Source organism: Caldisericum insulae, assembly GCF_047785965.1.
GTDB classification, from domain to species: Bacteria; Caldisericota; Caldisericia; order Caldisericales; family Caldisericaceae; genus Caldisericum; species Caldisericum exile_A.
Map to the genome: position 1 here is coordinate 1 of NZ_JBLOBF010000017.1, position 18,722 is coordinate 18,722.

The 18,722-nt window shown below is 34.2% G+C and carries 16 protein-coding genes, 1 pseudogene and 1 CRISPR repeat array; of the genes and pseudogenes, 12 read left to right on the forward strand and 5 right to left on the reverse strand.

Features of this window, described 5'->3' with window-relative positions:
* Positions 1–39 precede the first annotated feature (39 nt).
* Positions 40–2,351: direct repeats of the CRISPR family, unit length 30 nt; unit sequence GTTTTTAGAGTACCTTACAGGGATTGAAAC.
* Positions 2,352–2,362: 11 nt separating this feature from the next.
* The 5 genes from ACMV0E_RS07560 (at position 2,363) to ACMV0E_RS07580 (ending at position 6,249) form a co-directional block, all read left to right on the forward strand.
* On the forward strand, positions 2,363–2,791 hold the full coding sequence (locus tag ACMV0E_RS07560; RefSeq protein ID WP_416085777.1) for a hypothetical protein: 429 nt from the start codon (positions 2,363–2,365) through the stop codon (positions 2,789–2,791).
* Positions 2,775–3,989, forward strand: a complete 1,215-nt coding sequence (locus ACMV0E_RS07565) for a hypothetical protein (protein ID WP_416085778.1) — start codon at positions 2,775–2,777, stop codon at positions 3,987–3,989. Before ACMV0E_RS07560 ends, ACMV0E_RS07565 begins: the two co-directional genes overlap by 17 nt.
* Before the next feature lie 17 nt (positions 3,990–4,006).
* Positions 4,007–4,357 carry a hypothetical protein gene (locus ACMV0E_RS07570; protein ID WP_416085779.1) on the forward strand — a complete coding sequence of 117 codons (351 nt, stop codon included), beginning with the start codon at positions 4,007–4,009 and terminating at the stop codon, positions 4,355–4,357.
* Positions 4,314–4,685, forward strand: a complete 372-nt coding sequence (locus ACMV0E_RS07575) for a hypothetical protein (protein WP_416085780.1) — start codon at positions 4,314–4,316, stop codon at positions 4,683–4,685. Before ACMV0E_RS07570 ends, ACMV0E_RS07575 begins: the two co-directional genes overlap by 44 nt.
* Positions 4,686–5,250: 565 nt before the next feature.
* Complete coding sequence (locus ACMV0E_RS07580) at positions 5,251–6,249, forward strand: DNA recombination protein RmuC (RefSeq protein WP_416085781.1); 999 nt, start codon at positions 5,251–5,253, stop codon at positions 6,247–6,249.
* 511 nt (positions 6,250–6,760) lie between these two features.
* Here ACMV0E_RS07580 and cas10 read toward each other — a convergent pair.
* The 5 genes from cas10 to ACMV0E_RS07605 all read right to left on the reverse strand — a co-directional run bounded on the left by cas10 (position 6,761) and on the right by ACMV0E_RS07605 (position 10,212).
* Positions 6,761–7,453 (reverse strand): type III-A CRISPR-associated protein Cas10/Csm1, encoded by a 693-nt coding sequence (gene cas10 / locus ACMV0E_RS07585; protein ID WP_416085792.1) that lies wholly within the window; start codon positions 7,451–7,453, stop codon positions 6,761–6,763.
* Positions 7,454–7,770: 317 nt separating this feature from the next.
* On the reverse strand, positions 7,771–8,724 hold the full coding sequence (locus tag ACMV0E_RS07590; RefSeq protein ID WP_416085782.1) for a radical SAM protein: 954 nt from the start codon (positions 8,722–8,724) through the stop codon (positions 7,771–7,773).
* Between the two features lie 111 nt (positions 8,725–8,835).
* Entirely contained in the window at positions 8,836–9,264 is a 429-nt protein-coding gene (locus ACMV0E_RS07595) for a guided entry of tail-anchored proteins factor 1 (protein ID WP_416085783.1), read from the reverse strand.
* A 340-nt stretch (positions 9,265–9,604) separates the two neighbouring features.
* Positions 9,605–9,892 (reverse strand): hypothetical protein, encoded by a 288-nt coding sequence (locus ACMV0E_RS07600; RefSeq protein WP_416085784.1) that lies wholly within the window; start codon positions 9,890–9,892, stop codon positions 9,605–9,607.
* A 53-nt stretch (positions 9,893–9,945) separates the two neighbouring features.
* Positions 9,946–10,212: a hypothetical protein gene (locus ACMV0E_RS07605; RefSeq protein ID WP_416085785.1), complete on the reverse strand. Its 267-nt coding sequence runs from the start codon at positions 10,210–10,212 to the stop codon at positions 9,946–9,948.
* Positions 10,213–10,350: 138 nt separating this feature from the next.
* On the opposite strand from ACMV0E_RS07605, the gene ACMV0E_RS07610 reads away from it, so the two are divergent.
* The 7 genes and pseudogenes from ACMV0E_RS07610 to ACMV0E_RS07640 form a co-directional block, all read left to right on the forward strand.
* The gene (locus ACMV0E_RS07610) at positions 10,351–11,214 is read left to right on the forward strand and encodes an FHA domain-containing protein (protein ID WP_416085786.1); all 864 of its coding nucleotides are present in this window, start codon (positions 10,351–10,353) and stop codon (positions 11,212–11,214) included.
* Entirely contained in the window at positions 11,211–12,686 is a 1,476-nt protein-coding gene (locus ACMV0E_RS07615) for a VWA domain-containing protein (protein ID WP_416085787.1), read from the forward strand. The genes ACMV0E_RS07610 and ACMV0E_RS07615 overlap by 4 nt, the downstream gene beginning before the upstream one ends.
* On the forward strand, positions 12,683–13,534 hold the full coding sequence (locus ACMV0E_RS07620) for a PP2C family protein-serine/threonine phosphatase (protein ID WP_416085788.1): 852 nt from the start codon (positions 12,683–12,685) through the stop codon (positions 13,532–13,534). The genes ACMV0E_RS07615 and ACMV0E_RS07620 overlap by 4 nt, the downstream gene beginning before the upstream one ends.
* Before the next feature lie 769 nt (positions 13,535–14,303).
* Positions 14,304–15,599, forward strand: a complete 1,296-nt coding sequence (locus ACMV0E_RS07625; RefSeq protein WP_416085789.1) for a vWA domain-containing protein — start codon at positions 14,304–14,306, stop codon at positions 15,597–15,599.
* 9 nt (positions 15,600–15,608) lie between these two features.
* On the forward strand, positions 15,609–16,190 hold the full coding sequence (locus tag ACMV0E_RS07630) for an FHA domain-containing protein (protein ID WP_416085790.1): 582 nt from the start codon (positions 15,609–15,611) through the stop codon (positions 16,188–16,190).
* Positions 16,191–16,225: 35 nt separating this feature from the next.
* The gene (locus ACMV0E_RS07635) at positions 16,226–17,755 is read left to right on the forward strand and encodes a protein kinase domain-containing protein (RefSeq protein ID WP_416085791.1); all 1,530 of its coding nucleotides are present in this window, start codon (positions 16,226–16,228) and stop codon (positions 17,753–17,755) included.
* A 195-nt stretch (positions 17,756–17,950) separates the two neighbouring features.
* Positions 17,951–18,722, forward strand: a pseudogene (locus tag ACMV0E_RS07640) (hypothetical protein); the annotation flags it as partial.

Here is an 18,722-nt window from a genome sequence, read left to right on the forward strand (position 1 = left end):
AAAAACCGCAAATTGAACCCCCGAAAGAAACCGCGACACGTTTTTAGAGTACCTTACAGGGATTGAAACTAAACCAAAAATGCCGCTTGTTTGGTTCAAAAGAACGTTTTTAGAGTACCTTACAGGGATTGAAACAGGGGCGCGTCCAGTAGTCCGAAGAGAAATAGGTTGGAGCGGGTTTTTAGAGTACCTTACAGGGATTGAAACTCTACAAATACCTGTATTATATTGTTATGATTATCAGTTTTTAGAGTACCTTACAGGGATTGAAACGGAAATACAATTTACGGAAAATTTGCAAGCCCGAATAGTTTTTAGAGTACCTTACAGGGATTGAAACTATAGGATTGAATATACAAATGATAATGGATTTTTGATAGTTTTTAGAGTACCTTACAGGGATTGAAACATTGATTAACAAAGTCCGTTGTTGTAATTCCAAGTAAAGTTTTTAGAGTACCTTACAGGGAGTGAAACAGAAGTCCTTTTGAATAATTCTATTGTCAGCATCAAAGTTTTTAGAGTACCTTACAGGGATTGAAACTTTTCTCAACTGCAACCCTTACCTCGTTCCAATCTTGTTTTTAGAGTACCTTACAGGGATTGAAACTCCATATTGGCAAGCACAAACATTTACACCTCAAGTGTTTTTAGAGTACCTTACAGGGATTGAAACTTACGTATGACGAAATGCAGAAAGCAATTCATGAACGTTTTTAGAGTACCTTACAGGGATTGAAACAAAAGAGGTTCTTTGACTCCGTGGATAAGGACGCAGAGTTTTTAGAGTACCTTACAGGGATTGAAACCACGGTTTGTGCCTTTGTTGTTGTTTTCACTTTTGAAAGTTTTTAGAGTACCTTACAGGGATTGAAACATAAAAGTTTGATAAATTTAATACTCATCTATATTACTGTTTTTAGAGTACCTTACAGGGATTGAAACTGAAAAACATCAATGAGAAAGGAGGTGATGAAAAATGTTTTTAGAGTACCTTACAGGGATTGAAACAAAATCAACATATCAGATATTATTTAACTTTTGATAGTTTTTAGAGTACCTTACAGGGATTGAAACATGCTCGATGGACGAGTGATATATGTTGGACGGTGTAGTTTTTAGAGTACCTTACAGGGATTGAAACTCTTTCTTTGTAATAATTCTAACATATTCGTATTTCAAGGTTTTTAGAGTACCTTACAGGGATTGAAACTCCAATCAAACGAATCAAACTTGTACCGAATGCTATGTTTTTAGAGTACCTTACAGGGATTGAAACCCTAAAATTGTTAAAACAAAGTCAAAGATGGTCATAGTTTTTAGAGTACCTTACAGGGATTGAAACCCAAAACCCCGAGGATATTGAAACCATAGAAGACACCTTGTTTTTAGAGTACCTTACAGGGATTGAAACATAGTCCGAAGAAAAGTAAGTCGGAATTGGCATATCTGTTTTTAGAGTACCTTACAGGGATTGAAACCACTACAAAACGAACAATCAGATAATAAAATACAGATTGTTTTTAGAGTACCTTACAGGGATTGAAACTAATTTCAAAATGAATCCAATTCTTTTGTTAAAGAGAAGTGTTTTTAGAGTACCTTACAGGGATTGAAACTACGAGAAACTGATTCGAGTGGGCATCCTACTGGAAAGTTTTTAGAGTACCTTACAGGGATTGAAACCAGGCTTTGTTTTTGGGATAATGCAAACTCCACGAACAGTTTTTAGAGTACCTTACAGGGATTGAAACCGAGAAAGGATTGTTCCAATACTTCCACCAAGTGTTTGGTTTTTAGAGTACCTTACAGGGATTGAAACCATTTTGAAAGGCAATGGAGCAATTTCAAGAAACGTCTCGTTTTTAGAGTACCTTACAGGGATTGAAACTGAGTAAGCAACCGCAAATTGAACCCCCGAAAGAAAGTTTTTAGAGTACCTTACAGGGATTGAAACTATTTGTTTGCAACCTTTAAGAAATCTTTTTGAATAAGTTTTTAGAGTACCTTACAGGGATTGAAACGATAACTGCACGGATAACACAAAAAGAATAATTCTTGTTTTTAGAGTACCTTACAGGGATTGAAACATGAATTATTAAAAGTTTATTTTTCATCAGACCTTCGTTTTTAGAGTACCTTACAGGGATTGAAACCCTTTATGAAGTTTGTTTTTTCATTTTTTTGCTAGTTTTTAGAGTACCTTACAGGGATTGAAACATCCTTTGGAGGCATTTTGCGACTCTTTTGGCATTGGTTTTTAGAGTACCTTACAGGGATTGAAACCTACCTATTGACAAAGTTAAAAATTATGTATAATAGTTTTTAGAGTACCTTACAGGGATTGAAACTTAAAGAAGATGTGTATAAAAGAGCAATCTTTCATAAAGATGATAAACAGATATCTAGTTGGTACGATGAGATTCAATTTCAAGGCTTAATGAATAGTCAATCTAATTATTATATTGTAGAAAATAATGACAAAGAAGCCATCTTTGATAAAGATGGTAAACAAGTAACAGATTGGTTTGACTGGATCGAATCAAAAGGTCTAGTTGAAGGTCAAAGTCCTTATTATATAGTAAGAGATGATGGGTTTTACTGGATTAATAAACTAGGATCTACAAGGGTACTAGGTCCTTTTAAAGAGATCGTGGATTATGGTTTCATTGTAGATCCCTCTAAGAGTATAATTGAAGTAGAAACTCCTGAAAATAGAACAACAAAGATTATTAAAGAAGAATTAGAAAGCTTTTTTGAGGAGGAAAACAAGGATGAACAAACAAGGTAGACGATTTAGGTGGCAATCTATTAATCCTTTTTTATTACGTGAGATGTTGTATATTGAAGGTGGATCTAATAACTATAGTGTAGCGCGTCTTGTTAACGATCGTCGTGTCATTTTGGATCGTAAAAACTTTAAGGTATTAGAAGCGCCAGGTGAAGTATATACTCTGCCTTCTAATTGGGAGTCATGGCTTAATAGGGGATTCATTGTTATTGCTTTTCCTGTGAAACTTGGTAAATACAGTTACTATATTTTCAACGCTAAAGATAAGAGGACTATTATAGGTGACGTTGATATTTTTGCAGATAGTTTCATACAAGAAAAGTCTAACTACTTTATAGTAGAGAAACAGCAGTTAGGACAAGCAATCTTTGATAAAGATGGAAACCAAATGTCTAAATGGTTTGATTATATTGAGAAGTATGGTCTAGTAGAGGGTCGTTCCGATTATTATGTAGCAAGGAAGAATAACAAAGAGGCAGTTTTCGATAAAGATGGTAAACAAGTAACGAAATGGTTTAAGTCAATTGGAATATCTGGTTTAGTTGATGGTCAATCTGATTACTACATCGCAAAAAACGAAGACGACAAAGAAGCTATCTTCCATAAGAGTGGCAAACGGATGTCTAAATGGTTTAAGTTAATTGGAATATCTGGTTTAGTTGATGGTCAATCTGATTACTACATCGCAAAAAACGAAGACGACAAAGAAGCTATCTTCCATAAGAGTGGCAAACGGATGTCTAAATGGTTTAATGAAATTAATCCATATTATGGTTTAGTTATGGGTCAATCTGATTACTACATCGCAGTAAAGAGATATCTTGACCATGGAGTTAGAGAACAAGCAATCTTTCACAAAGATGGTCATCGAGTATCCGATTGGATAATCGTCCCTAGTTTAGCAATCTTTAACAAAGATGGTCATCGAGTACCCGATGGGATATTAGTCATCTTTGGTCTTTTTGAGCTTTTTTGTTCCGTATATGGTCTTGTTGAAGGTAAAAGTCCTTATTATGTAACTCCCAAGAAGGGTTATTTCTATATTCACAAAGTAGGATCTTCAAAATCTTTAGGTCCTTTTGTATGGATTGATGATTATGGCTTCATTGAAGATTCTTCTAAAAATACAATTAGAGTAGAAATTTCTAAAGGTAAATACAAAACACTTACTAAACAAGAAGTAGAACAGTTCTTTTGAAGAAAGAGAGGAAGAAGATGAAAGAACAAGATGGAAAACTTAAGTGGGTTCCGCTAAATAAACTGTTTAGTAAAGCGATATACATTGGAGAAATTCTAAATAACTATGCTGTAGTTCATCTTTCTAACAATCATCGTATTATTTTGGATCGTAGAGACTCCAATGTGTTAGTTTCTTATGAAAAGAAATATTTTCTTCCTTCAAATTGGAGATCGTGGCTTAAAAGAGGCTTTTTAGTTGTTGCTTTATATAAGAGATCTGATAAAAAGAGTTACTACATTTTTAAAGCTCAAGATAAAAAGCTTGTTGCAAGCGGAGTAGGTGTTGAAGCAGACAGTTTTTTTAGAAGAAAAGACAAACTATTTTAAGGTGAAAAACAGTCAAAACAAGCAAGCAATTTTTGATAAGAGTTGTAAACAGATATCTGATTGGTTTAACTTAATTAGTTCAGAAGGTTTAGTTAGTGGTCAATCTAATTATTATGTTGCAAAAAAGGATCATAGACAAGCAATTTTTGATAAAGAAGGCAATCAAATATCTAAATGGTTTGATAGGATTGAACCATATGGCTTGGTTGAAGGAAAATCTAATTACTATGTTGTAAAGCGATATATCGACGAATATGTGTATAAAGAAGCGATCTTTGATAAGTTTTTAGAGTACCTTACAGGGATTGAAACTTTAACGATTAAGTAGTAAGAAGACTATTGCTTTGTTTGAAAAAAGTGGTTGCGATACAAGATGAGTAAGTGCATAAGTAGTAAAGCGGAGCTTAGAAAACAGATTCATATTATAGCTATGGGGGAAATGATCTCAAGATTAAGTAATAATCTTGAGATCCTGATAGTTGTAGGTAAATACTAGAGTGTTATCAAACAATAACATTCTGGTAAGCTATATTACGATGAAGCAGTGATCCCCCTTAATTTTAATTAGAGGAGAAGGTAACAAGCTGTGCAAAATTTCAAAAACTTTAAATTTTTGTGACTTGTTTGTATAATATGTACGTGGAGGAGAAATGCAGGCTAAAAGGTAGCTCCTTTACCCCACTATATAGTGGAATAGGCAGGAGTATAGGCAGTCTGAACCTACCTGTGGTGATAAGGGACACTAAAGAGTGTCTAAATTCAGCCGAAGCCTAGCATCTTGTAAACGAGGTGGTTTACATAGAAAACAATGGATAATACCAAAAAACATCAGAGGCGAATTAAAAGATTAACATAATAGATAAAAAAGAAATCATTCAAGGGAGGTGTTTTTAATGCAAGTTATCTCAGTGATTGCGTTTGTTATTTCGGTTTTAGTGGCTATTGCTTTGTTTGTTCTCGCATCAAGGCTTTCCAGTATCCAGGATTCAATAAAATCTTCTGTTTCTCAATCTGTTGTTGATAATATGAAAGAGATCCTTTCTTCTTTTGGAAGTCTCAAAGAAGAGTATGGGCAAATCTCAACTAAGATTCTAACTCTCAACGAAATTAGCAATGATGTAAAAACCTTAAAGTCGTACCTTACAAATCCAAAAGTTCGTGGAAGATGGGGAGAAAGGTTAGTGGAAGATATTATCAAACTCGTAGGACTGCAGGAGAATGTCAACTATGTTAAGCAGCAAGCAACAGAGGAAGGACGCCCAGACTTCACATTTTTCCTTCCGAACGGAAAAAGTATTAATCTTGATGCAAAATTCTCGCTTGATAATTATATGAAGTATGTTGAATCTCAAAACGATATGGAGAGGGAACAATTCAAAGACAATTTTTTAAAAGATATCAAGAACACAATTAAAGAAGTTGCAAAAAGAGATTATGTAAACGATAAGACTGTTGATTTTGCTATCGTCTTTATTGCAAGTGAGGCGGCATATTCCTTCCTTATCGCAGAAGAGCCAGACATCATAGATGAATCGTTAAGCAAAAAAATTGTCCTCTGTTCTCCAACTAATCTCTATGCAATGCTTTCCGTTGTAAGACAAGCCTCAGAATACTTTACACTTGAAAAGACATCAAAGGAAATAATGGAGCTAATGCAGAGATTCAATAAGGAATGGGGTAATTTCACTTCCAAGTTTGACAAGTTAGACGAAGCAATAGATAATCTAAGGAAGACGTTTAATGAAATAACTGGCACAAGAAAGAATAAGTTAGACAGCATTTTAAATGATATTGAGGTAAAAAGCAAAAGTGTATTAGAAGTGCCACAAATTTCCGAAGATTCAAGTGTACCACTGAATAAAGAAAACAACGGAAGATACAGTAACACATAGTGATGTGGTATAAAGCAAAAAATGATTGTTATATGATAATCAAAAAATAATGCAAAAGTAGACGACACCCATATTGCTTCAGAGGGTGATGATTTTACTTCCAATGTTGTAGCAGAACAAATGTTATGGTTTAGAAAGCAAATAAATAAATGTTGAAGGACTTCTATTAGAGTTAGGAAAACCACAAACGAAAGAATATTGATAAGATTACGGAATGTGTTTCACTCCTGAATGGGTAGTTGACTTTATGGTTAATTTGATTGGCATTTAGACTTCCCAAAAAGGATATTACTATCTTAGAACCTGCATGTGGTTAACCAAGTTTTTTAATCGGTATAAAAAGAAAGATACCTGAGATTTTTAACTCAGCAAAACTTTTTGGTGTAAAATTAATCAGAGTGTAATTTATTATTTAACAAATTTATACTTTGCAAATAACATAAAAATAATAAAAAGTGATTACCTTTTATGGAAACCTTAATTGTCCTTTGATTTAGTTATTGGCAATCCATCATATGGTATTTCCAACTCTTCCACCAGTTCCTTTTGGTTCAAATAATAGACTGTAATCAATATCTTTGAACTTTTTGCTTTTCTCTTCTAAGATATCTTCTGAAGATTTTCTGAATACTTCTCCTATTTTGTTTTCTAAAAAGTCTTTAAGTGTTATTGGGGTAATTCCAATTGCAAGGTAAAGATCAAGTCCAAAATGCTCCAAAAATTCTTTATTGATATCTTTTTTAATTTCTGCGGTCTTCTCTTCTACTTTTGGATAAGCAAGAATATAAAAGTGTCCTCCTCCTGCATAGATAAGGTTTTGTAGGTCAAGGTTTAGATTTTTAAGAATATGCTCTGCTATAAATCTTTGCATGAACACAAGACCTAAAGATCTTCCTTTAAGCGATTTTGCTGCAAGTTTTGAAGTGATGTTAGTGATAAAATTTTGTATTCCTGAAAAATCTCCATGGATAAGAGTAAGAATTGTTTCTTCTAAATTCTTTTTGTTTTTTATGTTTTCTTTGAAGAGTTTTAGGCTTTCGTTATCACAATTTTTCAATACACCAAGATAAAGGCTTACAGAAATTGCTGATGTAATTTTGCTGTGGTCAAAAAGTGAAATGTCCGGGTAGTTTTTATTACCTTCCCAGTATTTTGCAGATGGAACAGCCCAAAAATACTTTTCAAGAGTTGATAGTAACGTGATACATCATGAAATAACATTTTTATTTTTGAAAACAGATCTAAAATAAGTTTAAACCTGGGCGAGAAAAATGAATTACATATTTTCTCGAAACGGATAGAGCTAATATCAATTCTATGGGCAAAATTCTAATTTCCCAGGCACATTCTATGTAATTAATGATAATTTTATCCTTTCTTTAAGGTTTTACAGTGACTGATTATTTTAAAAAGCATTGTAAGACAACATCTTGAAAACTATAAGGTTGTGTAGGGCTAAAACTTTTGAAGATATTGAAAAGTTTTAATATTTAATTTTTTTTCCAAAAATCTTCCTAAACTTTAGAAGAATTTTCTTAGATAGTAATTTTGACCTTGGTATTGAATTTTCTTTATCAAACCATTTCTAATGAGTTTTTCAATTACTTCAAAGCTTCCCTTATCTTTTTCTACAATTTCCATAAGCGCATCTTCTCTCATTGGATGGACTGCAGTTATGCTTAAAACATCTTCCTCAAGATTTCCTGAATATGAGAAGGCATTTCCTTCATAACCTATAAGATACTCGACTTTTTTGGGTAGTTTGGTTTCAAAAATCTGAAATGCTTCGTTTACAGTTTCTTCCTTTGGTGGTCTTCCCCAGTCTTCCTGAGGTGGGCGCGTTGGTATCGATATATAAGCTTTTTCAAGATTATTTAGAGATGCAAGAAATTCTCCTATTTTTTCAAACTCATCACCATAATCAATATTATCAATTATCATAGTTTCTGTGATGAGGATTCCTTTGAAACTTGAACTAAAATCTCTTATACCCTGAAGAATGTTGTCTAATTCAATTCCCTTAAAGGGTCTATTGATTTTTTTGAAAATATCATTGCTTACAGCATCAACTTTAAGTGATACAAGATCAAACCCCATTAGTTCATTTTGGACATCGGGATTATCTATTAAACTTGAATTTGATATTATCGCAACTTTTATACCAAGAGTCTTTATAAGAGAAAGTTCCTTTCCTAAGTTTATGTCAAGTGTGGGTTCGCCATCAGGTACAAATGTTATATAATCAATTTTCTCTTTTCTTGATAGAACATCTTCTACTTTTATTTTAACAGCGTTAAATACATCTTCTGGGTCATAGAAGGCTTGTCTTATTTTACTCATTTTTAGGTTTCTTCCAAGTTGACAATAGACGCATGAATATGTGCAAATTTTAGGAGGAATGTTATTTACACCAAGGCTTCTTCCAAGCCTTCTTGAGGGCACAGGTCCAAATGCAATTTCTTTAATGTTTTTCATAACTTTCATTCTCATTATAACACATTTTTAAGCTTTACTACAAAAGAATATTTTTTTAAATTATGTTTAGCAAATGGTCGTGTTGCCTCACGTAATTTTCTATACGAAATATTATTTGGTTGCCTCATTTAAATTATATACGAAATTATTTTGAGATAAAGGAAAATCATTTGGTAATTTTACATCGGTTTTCTGTGTTTTCTTCTCTCTTTCTTTCATCTTTTTATCATATGCCCGTGAGAGTTCTTGGGTAATTTTATCTATTTGCCTTTTAAGTGAAAGAGGATTCAGTTCTTCATATGTTTTTCTAAGTTTCTCTTTCACTTCTTCTGATACCGCATCTGAATCAATGATTCTTCTGTATGGTGTTTCAGGCTTATCATACTTCTTTATTACTTTGCTCCCTATCCTTGTCTTCTCTAAGAGCTTCATTGAAGGCAAAAAGAAGTTTATATAGAGATCTAATACATCATACAGTTTGTTCATTATCCTGAGTTCTTCATCTGTATCATATCTCAGGTATCCTACAGCTCTTCTCACAATAGAATAGTTCTTCTGTTCTACGAAACATAACGATCTTCCTGTATGGTCTTGCTCTTGTGAACGTGATATGTTCTTTCTTGCAATAATTCAATAGGTGTGCATTGATAAAGTCATTTCCATTATCTGAGTCAATACCTTTCATGGGAAAGAAGAGTCTTACTCTGATCTCCTTTAATGCACTAAATGTCCATATCTGTGCTTTATTCTTTATTGCTTTTCTCTTTCTCCATCCACTGTATACATCTGTCACATCAAGGGAATAGAGAAACTCTCCTCTCAGGTCGCCTCCTTCGTGCCCTACAAGATCTGCCTCTACAAAGCCCGGCTCTTTCTCATTCTAGTCAGTAAATGTCCGAATAGGAATACTATATTTCAGCAAATTCCCTGGCTTAGTTAAGGATCTTCCCTTTAACCTAAACTTCATCTTCTCATCTTTTAGCAATCTATCTATTGTAGCAGGACTTATCATCGTTAACTTCTTTTCCGTTTCTTCATCAAACTTAAACTCATTGAATCTCTTTAATACTTGAATAATTGTTTCATCAAGATAGACTTTTAGTCTTTTGCCACATAATCTCTCTCGCCCTCCATAAATATACGAGAGTATTGAGTGTCCTATCATCATATATTCTTTTCCTTTTTCTTTTTCCTATCTTTAATCCTCTTCCATTGTACAGGTCATCTCCTATGAATAAATACAGTCCTTTTACCATTTTCTAAATCAACAATAACTTTCTTTCCATACATCCTCAATGCATAAGAGGCATAACATCTTGAATATCCTGTGAGTTTGACAAACTCATCTAGCATCTTGCCTTTTTCTTTCTTTGTTACCTTCTGGTATCTTGCTGCCTCTTCCTTGACTACAGCTTTTCTCTCTTTTAAGGATAAACTCATAAAACCTCCTTCTCTCAGTTTCTTTAGAATTTCTTCTAAATTCTTCATCTCATTTTACCTCCATTTAAATTTTTGAATAGATTCTTACATGAGGCAACGATTCAATTTCATATAAAATTTTCATGATTCAATTCGTTTACTTGACTTGAATATTTTTTTGCATAGAATTTTACTAAGGGGTAGAAGATGGGAAGAGGAGAAAGAATGTATTACAATGCCGTTATAGGCGGTATTGGTGGGCTCCTGGGTTGGTTGTTAGTTGAGCTTTCATATTCTCTAAGTTCTTTAAATATTTTCTTCACCGATGTAATATGGGGAGGGTTGATAGGTGCCTCAATTGGAATCTTAATTGGATCTATTGAAGGGATATTTTCAAAATCTTTCACTAAAATATTAAAAGGTGGATTGAGTGGATTAAAGTGGGGGGTTCTCGGAGGAGCTTTAGGATTGGTTGTGGGTGAAATTCTTTTGACAATAGCCAAAGGTGGCATTTTTGTAAGAGGAATAGGTTGGTCGATCTTTGGTATTTTGGTTGGAATAAGCGAAGGAAGAGCAAATAGAGATCCAAAAAAGACAAATTATGGTGCTATAGGCGGTATTATAGGTGGTTTTATTGGAGGAATATTCTTTGAAGCAATATACCGCTTCCTTGGTAACCAAGTGCTAAGTAGGGCAATAGGTTTTGTAATACTTGGTGCTTGTATGGGTTATTTCATTTTTCTTGTCCCCATCCTTTTAAGGAGTGCATGGTTAATGGAAACAGCAGGAAGATATGAAGGAAGAGAGTACACTCTTACTAAGGAGATTACTACCATCGGAAGAGATGAAAGGTGTGATATTGGACTTTTTGGTGATCCTGCAATTGCCCAAAAGCATGCTGAAGTAAGACAAGAAAAAGGGAAATTTGTCTTATATCCCTTAGTTCCAGAGGGTAAAACTTTTCTCGATGATAACGAAGTTTTAGGACAAGCAGTACTTAAGGACAGAGACAGAATAAAAATCGGGCAGAGGGTCATGATTTTTTACGAAAAAAGTCGGAGAAAAGAATGAAGAAAATACTGCTCTTATTTATTGTTTTGTTTCAAGTATTTTTCTTAGCTCCATTGGCTTATTCTTACAACGCACGCATAAGTCAAATCGATAAGTCTAAATTCCCCGAAATTCAACTGTATGTACCTTTCACAGATTCAAATGGAAACCATATACAAAGTTTAAGTGCAGAAAATTTTTCAGTAAAAGAAGAAGGTAAAAAAGTAAAAATTGAAAAATTTGTTGGTTCCAATTTTGAACAGCCAATTACTACAATTTTGATTATAGATAGAAGTGGAAGTATGGCTGGTAATAAACTATCTTCTGCAAAACAAGCTGCCATTACCTTTATTGATCTCCTTAGAGAACAAGATGAGAGTGGAATCGTTTTCTTTTCAGACTCAATAGACAAAAGCCAAATTACAAATAATAAAACTACCTTAATAAACACGATTAGTTCCCTCCAGGCTGGTGGAAGAACCACTTTCTATGATGCTACTTATGAGGCTCTTCAAATGTTAGAATCTGTTAAAGGAAGGAAAAGCATTATTGCATTAACAGACGGGATGGATAATAGAAGTAGATATAGTGCAGGTAAAGTTATAGCAAAAGCTAAAGAGCTAAATATTCCTATTTATACAATTGGCCTTGGCGCCAAGGGCACCCAAACAAATGAAGGTATAGATGAAGAATCGCTTAAGAAAATTGCTGAAGATACTGGGGGAGCTTACTTTTATGCGCCGACTTACGAAGAATTAAAAGAACTCTACACCAAAATTTTAAATCAGATTATGAACGAATATTGCATATCCTACACGAGCATAAGACCAACACTTGATGGTACTCGTCGAGAAGTTGAAGTAACAGTTGATTATCAAGGGATAAAAAATATCGTTAAGGGAGCATATGCAGTAAGTGGCATTATAGGTAGAACTTCTTTTAGAAATATATGGCTGATCTTTTTCCCTTTTTTATCACTTTTAGTTTTCCTTCTTTCCCTTCCAAAGTTTCTCTTGTTAAGAAAGAAGAGATTCATTTCTGAAAAAGAAACAGTTACAAAACCTCAAAAAGTAATAGAGAAAAAAGCATCATCCGCTTCTAGAGTTCCTGAAAATGAAGGGTTAGGAATTGCTAAAAAGACTTTGGAAGAAACAAAAAAACAGCCTACTTCAAAAGTAATAGCAAAGTTATTTCCATTAAATATTCCTAATCAACCTCCTTATGCTATAACAAAAGATATTACAGCAATTGGAAGCGCACGTGAAAATGATATAGTATTAAACGACCAATCTATTTCTCCTTATCCCGCGAAATTAGCATTTGAGAAAAGAATACTTTTTGTATATACTTTAAGTGAGGAAGGTGATATTTTTGTTAATTTTAGAAATATACCTGACCAAGAACATAGAGTAATTAAAAGAAATGCATTAAAAAATAATTCGTTATTGAGAATTGGGAAAATTTTATTCAAAATAGGAGGTTCAGCAGAATGAATATAAAATTCGGTTTTAGAACTGACATAGGTAAAAAAAGAAAAGAAAATCAAGATTGTTTGTTTACAATTAAAATCAATATAGTCCAGGGACAAGATGACTCTGAGATTGGATTTTTTGGGGTCGCTGATGGAATGGGAGGTTTAGAAGAAGGAGACAAAGCAAGCAGGTTGGCAATAGAAGCTGTTATCTCTGAAGTCTTACCGAAGATTATTGGCCTTGACGAGTTAGCGCCTTCAACTAAGAGTCACCCAGGTCTAACTACTCAAGAGGATATTTTAAGAAAGGCTTTTCTGAGGGCTCACGATCTTATCTTCGATTATTCAAGAAACAAGCTTATAGATGGAAAAATAGGTACAACCCTTTCAGTAGTACTTCTACAAAACAATTTTATTTATACAGCGAATGTTGGAGATAGCCCTATTTACTTAATTTGTAACGACGAGGTAGAGGAACTGTATGTAAGCGATAAATGGGTTGATACTATGGTTCGTCAAGGGGAAATGACTGAAGAGAGTGCTCTGGAGGCAAATCCCGGCAGAAATGTTTTATCCCAGTATATTGGTAGTGGAAAAGAAATTAGAGTACACACTTCAAGTTTATCTTATGAAGAGAGTTGCAAAATCTTAATTTGTAGTGATGGTTTAACTGATCCCTCTACTTTCGATAAGAAAATTACATCTAGGGAATTAAAGGAATTGATTAAGGACGTAGAGGATCCTCAAGAAGCCTGTAACAAGTTAGTTGATGAGGCAAATAATCGAGGAGGAAAGGATAATATTACTGCTATTTTGATAGAAGTTAAACATAAGGAGAAAGAGATTGAGGAAGATACTAAGAATGGTTAAATTAATCCAAAATAGAGTGGAAAAGTTATGAATAAAGAAGTTATTTATACCTAATCTGAACGATTCTCCAAATTGTTCTCACATCTTTTTTGCAAGAAATGCTGATGTAATATTTAATTGTGGCATGTATAAAAATAAAAGGTGCTTCACCCAGTAGGTGAAGCACACTATTACAAGGTGACAGTACGATAAACAAAAATAATAAAAAATCCAAACAGAAGAACATGTATGAGATACAGATAGATAGTATTGAGAAAACATCAGATACACTGTCTGACAGAGCAGGTCTTGTACTGTTTGCAAGGTACCTTTCAAAGATAGGGTATTATTGACGTGAAAAGCTATCCCACAACCGTGAGGAGAAAACTCATCAATCTTGTCAGGTAAATTTATCCACACAAGAAGAAGAATCATTCTCAAAGTCTCTCAGTATATTTATGAGAGACTGAACATCTCACTACTTTGGGAAAGATGCAATAACCCACCTGCTATTGCATAGAGACAGAATAATCAATTTCTCTAATTCTCTCCCTTAGATAAAAGGATAGGGTAACTATTATGCTTAGAATGCATAAAATACAGTAAAACTATCCAGATTATTCATGATATTGCGCACATTCACACTACTTTAAATAGAACAAAATGTAAAAATAGAAAAATATGCTCCAAAAACTTGCAATTTTTTCAAAAAAGCACTAAACTTTTTAGAATGATAAAAAATCGCTCAATTTAGGTTATAATATAATATTAAAAAAATAAGGAGGTAATTATGGATGTTTTGAGTGTGAAGTATGTGTTAGAAAGGCCTTTCTTGAAGGCAAGTGAAGAGGAGGCTTTTGGTAACCCATTGCTTATTGAGGTCTCTCCTCCAGATGTAGGTAATCAGTTTACTCGTTTGTCTCAAAACATCTGTATAGTACTTGATAGAAGTGGTTCAATGGATGCGGAAGGAAAAATTGATTTCGCTAGAGATGGAGCATGTGCAGTTGTTGATAGACTTTCAGATAATGATTATTTCTCCTTGGTTGTATTTAATGAAGAACCTCTTTCTCTAATTCAATCTGTACAATGCACAACAGAAGAAAAAGATAAAATAAAAGAAATCATTGAGGGTGTAAGTATTAGTGGTGGGACTAATATTTCGGATGCTCTAAAAGAGGCTTTGAATCTTTTAAAGAGGAAATTATCATCTGAAAATGTTAGCTCAATGATCTTACTTTCAGACGGCCAGCCCAATGCAGGATTCACTAATTCTTCCCAATTTGAACCTTTAGTTAAAGAGATAAAAGACTTTGGAATCAATATTCACTCTTATGGTCTTGGTGGTGACCACGATGCTTCGATACTTTCAGCAATAGGGGGAGGAGAGTATAAGTTCGTTACGAGTCCAAATGAAATTCCGGAACTTTTTGGAAAATCCTTTGCTCAGTTTGAAAATGTTGTTGTAAAAAACCTTAAACTGGAAATCCAGCTTGCTGATAGAAAAATCCGTGCTACACCCGGAACTTCATTCCTTGTAAAGCCTAAGAGAGAATTTCTAAAGACTGTTAACTTGGATCCGCAGAGTTGGACTATTACTTTCCTCCCTCGCGATTTGGAAAGAGGTGTATCTCAGTCTTATCTCATTCAATTATATTGTCCTCCGAATCCACAACTTGGAGTTAAGAAATTAGCTACTATAAAGTTGACTTTTGATATTCCTTCGCAGAACAAATTCAATGAAGAGAAATCCTTGGATGTAAATGTAGAGTACACAAACGAACCATCTAAATTTAACAAAAGGAATATAGAAGTTAGATATACATTGAAAAAGTGTATAGAAAATAAGTTGACTACAGAAATCAACCAGGCTCTTGAAGAGGCTGAGAAAGAAAAAGATCACCAAAAAAGTATAGAAAATAAAGCAAGAGCACTACGTCTTCTTAGGCAATTAGTGGAGATTGCTAAGGACATTGATGACAAAGAAGCTTTAGATTTAGCGCAATCACAAATTACAAAGCTTGAAAATAACGAGGAAGTAAGCAATGCTGAAAGAGCAAGACTTCAAGAAGAAACAACAAAATAGGAGGGTAAGATGAGCAAAAGATGCATAAATCCAGAATGTGAAGCCTTTAAAGAGCTTCAAAAGTTTCCCGATGAGGAAACTATATGCCCTCTTTGTGGTGGAGATTTAGCTCCTGATGAAGAGGAAGTCAAGGACCAACAAGAAACCCCAAAAGAGGGTGAAGGTCTAGAACCAGCAGTTCCCAGTAAGGCTGGAGAGGCTATAATTCCAGAAAAAGAGGTTGTAGCTAGTCTTGTTGTAACTTCAATGGGTGGATTCTTTGAATACATCCTGGGAGAAGGCGTTACTTATATAGGAAGAGATGATCCAAATTCACATTGGTATCCTCAAATAAAGCTTAATGAGGATAGAACTGTATCAAGAAAACACTGTTCCATTGTGAAAGAAGGAGAAGAATATTTTATAGAGGATCAGGGAAGCAAACATGGTACACGATTGAATGGCGAAGAGATCAAAGGACAGGGCAAAAAACGTTTGAATAATGGAGATAAAATAAATCTCGGAGAGGGAAGTGAGATAACTTTTTACCTATCAGAAAATAACAAAGAAGTAAGCAATGCTGAAAGAGCAAAACCCAAAGAAGAAACTTAAGAGTTTAGTTAAAAGTTTAAAAGTTGGGATTTAATATGGAACGTAAAATAAAATGTGAAATAAAATATAAAGGATCACCTGTTCGTGATGCGAATGGTCAAATTGTATATATTGACCTAATAGAACCTGGCAGTGTGTGTGGAAATTTCAGAATAAAGAAATTCCTCGCAATTGGAGGAATGAGCATTGTTTATGAAGCGAAAGACACACGTCCTGATAATAAAGATAAGACGTATGCTTTTAAAGAAATTAAAAAGAACAGAAGTGAACTAACAGAACTAACAGAATTTGAAAAAGTGGCTTTGGAATTAAAAGGTCTCTTACAAACTATTGACCACCCAAATATTGTTCATGTGTACGATTTATTGTTAGTGGAAAGGGAATTAATCGATCCTAAGTCTGGAGATAAACAAAAAATATATAGAGTATACCTGGTTGAGGAATTTATTGAAGGTAAGAGTCTTTCTAAAATATTTGAAGAGAATGGCTATAACCCTCTTAAAGAAGAGAAGGTTCTTAAATGGGGTATTCAACTATGTGAAGCGGTAACATATTTACAAGAACGCAAAATAATTCATAGAGATATAAAACCTGGAAATCTAATATTAACTCCTACTGAGGATATTAAGCTAACTGACTTTGGAATTGCTAGGGTATTTAAAGAAGAAAACTGGCAGGCTTTTTTAAGGGGTGGACAAGGGGATGGAGATACTATCCATGCCGAAACAGCAGAATATTCTCCACCTGAACAAACGAGTGGTGCAACATTTTTTGGAAGCGATGTTTTTAGTATTGGCGCAACGATGTATGTGTTATTAGGTGGTAAGGATGCAAAGAACTTCCTTAGCAAGAGAAGGGGAGATGTTTCTATACATCAGAGTAGTCCTTTCCCTCCGCTTTCCTGTAAGAATGAACAACTTGGACATATAATATCAAAAGCGGTTGAGTTAGATTATAATAAACGATACCAAACTGCCTCTGAAATGTTGAAAGATCTACAATCCATCGGTGGAGGAGTTGGCATAGGAGTGCCTCCTTATAAGGTGTCCTCTAAACCTCCTTCACCGCCTACTTTTATCTCTCCAACGAATAGGGAGCTAATTGAAGTGCTTGTTTCAACACAAAATGGGATAGTAATCTCTGGAGATTATATAACTTTTAAATGGTCTAAAGTGGGAGATGCCGATTATTATAATTTACAGGTTTCCGACTCGCCTGATTTTAGGAATATTATTTGTAACGAAAAGTTATCCGGGAATTCTTACCAAATTAGGACAGATTCTCTCCTTTCTGGTAAATATTCAGGTGGTTATTATGTAAGAATTTTCTCAATTAATAAAGGTGGCAGCAATTACAACCAAGTATTTTTCGAAATCAAAACCTATGCCTATTGTTCCTTGAAATGTAATAATCAAAATTGTCCTAGAAAGTTTCCTCTCCCTTTAAAGGAATCATGGTGTGACGAGGGTAAACCTCTTGAGCCTCTAACCAAAAGATGCCCTTATTGTGGCACTTATAATGTTGCCTCAGCAAAATATTGTGATAAATGTGGAAAACCATTATAAGTAACTTTCTTATTATAAATTAGAGGAAATTTGATGAAGTGCCCAAACTGTAATAGAAATAATCGACCTGGAGCGAAATATTGCTATAACTGTGGGGTAGCTTTATCAAAACGTCCGCCTCGTAAAGCATTCCTAGGTCGGATTCCACCCATTATCTTTATACCATTTGGAATCGGTATACTATTTGATTCACTCATGGCTCTTGCACTTCTTACAATGCCACTTGTTCCTTTAGTTTGGCACACTGCTCCACCTGGTGGATGGGGTTTATTTTCACCCGGAGTATGGCGTCTAATATATCTTGGTGGAGGAATATCACTGGTGCTTGCACTGTTAATCTTCTTCGTCCGAGGGTCACCACCCATTGTAGGTGTGCCATTAGTTATCGTAGGCTTTATCATATCTACCTATCTAATACCTGATTTTTTCGGTAAGTTAAGTGATGCTGCAGCCTGGAAATCAACAAAGTTGATTTTACTTTCATGCTATATTCTTAATATATTCACTATCTCTCTTTTAATTAAGAGATTAAAGAGAGCATTGGTAATTTTGGCTTTGACTTCATTGATGCTTATTTTAACTTTTTACCTTCCAAAAATTAACAAATGGCTGATAAACAAAGGGATTTCTACGGGTATTGATAAGGTTCAGCTTTTGAGTCCGAAGAATGGATCAATATTACCTCCAGGGAATTTAACTTTATCCTGGCATCGCGTAAACAATGCTACAAAATATGAGGTTATGATCTACGACGAAATAAGTAAAACTATTATTACAGATAAAACAACCTCCTCTACCAGCTTTAAGGTAACTTTAAAAGAAGGGAGATACGGATGGTCTGTTAGGGCTGGAGATAACACTGGAAAATGGGCTCCTTGGTCAGACAAAAGGTTTTTGACAATAACTGCTATTAAAAAAGATGTTATTGCAAAAAAGCCATCTCAAGTAAAGACAGGGTTTCTTTCCG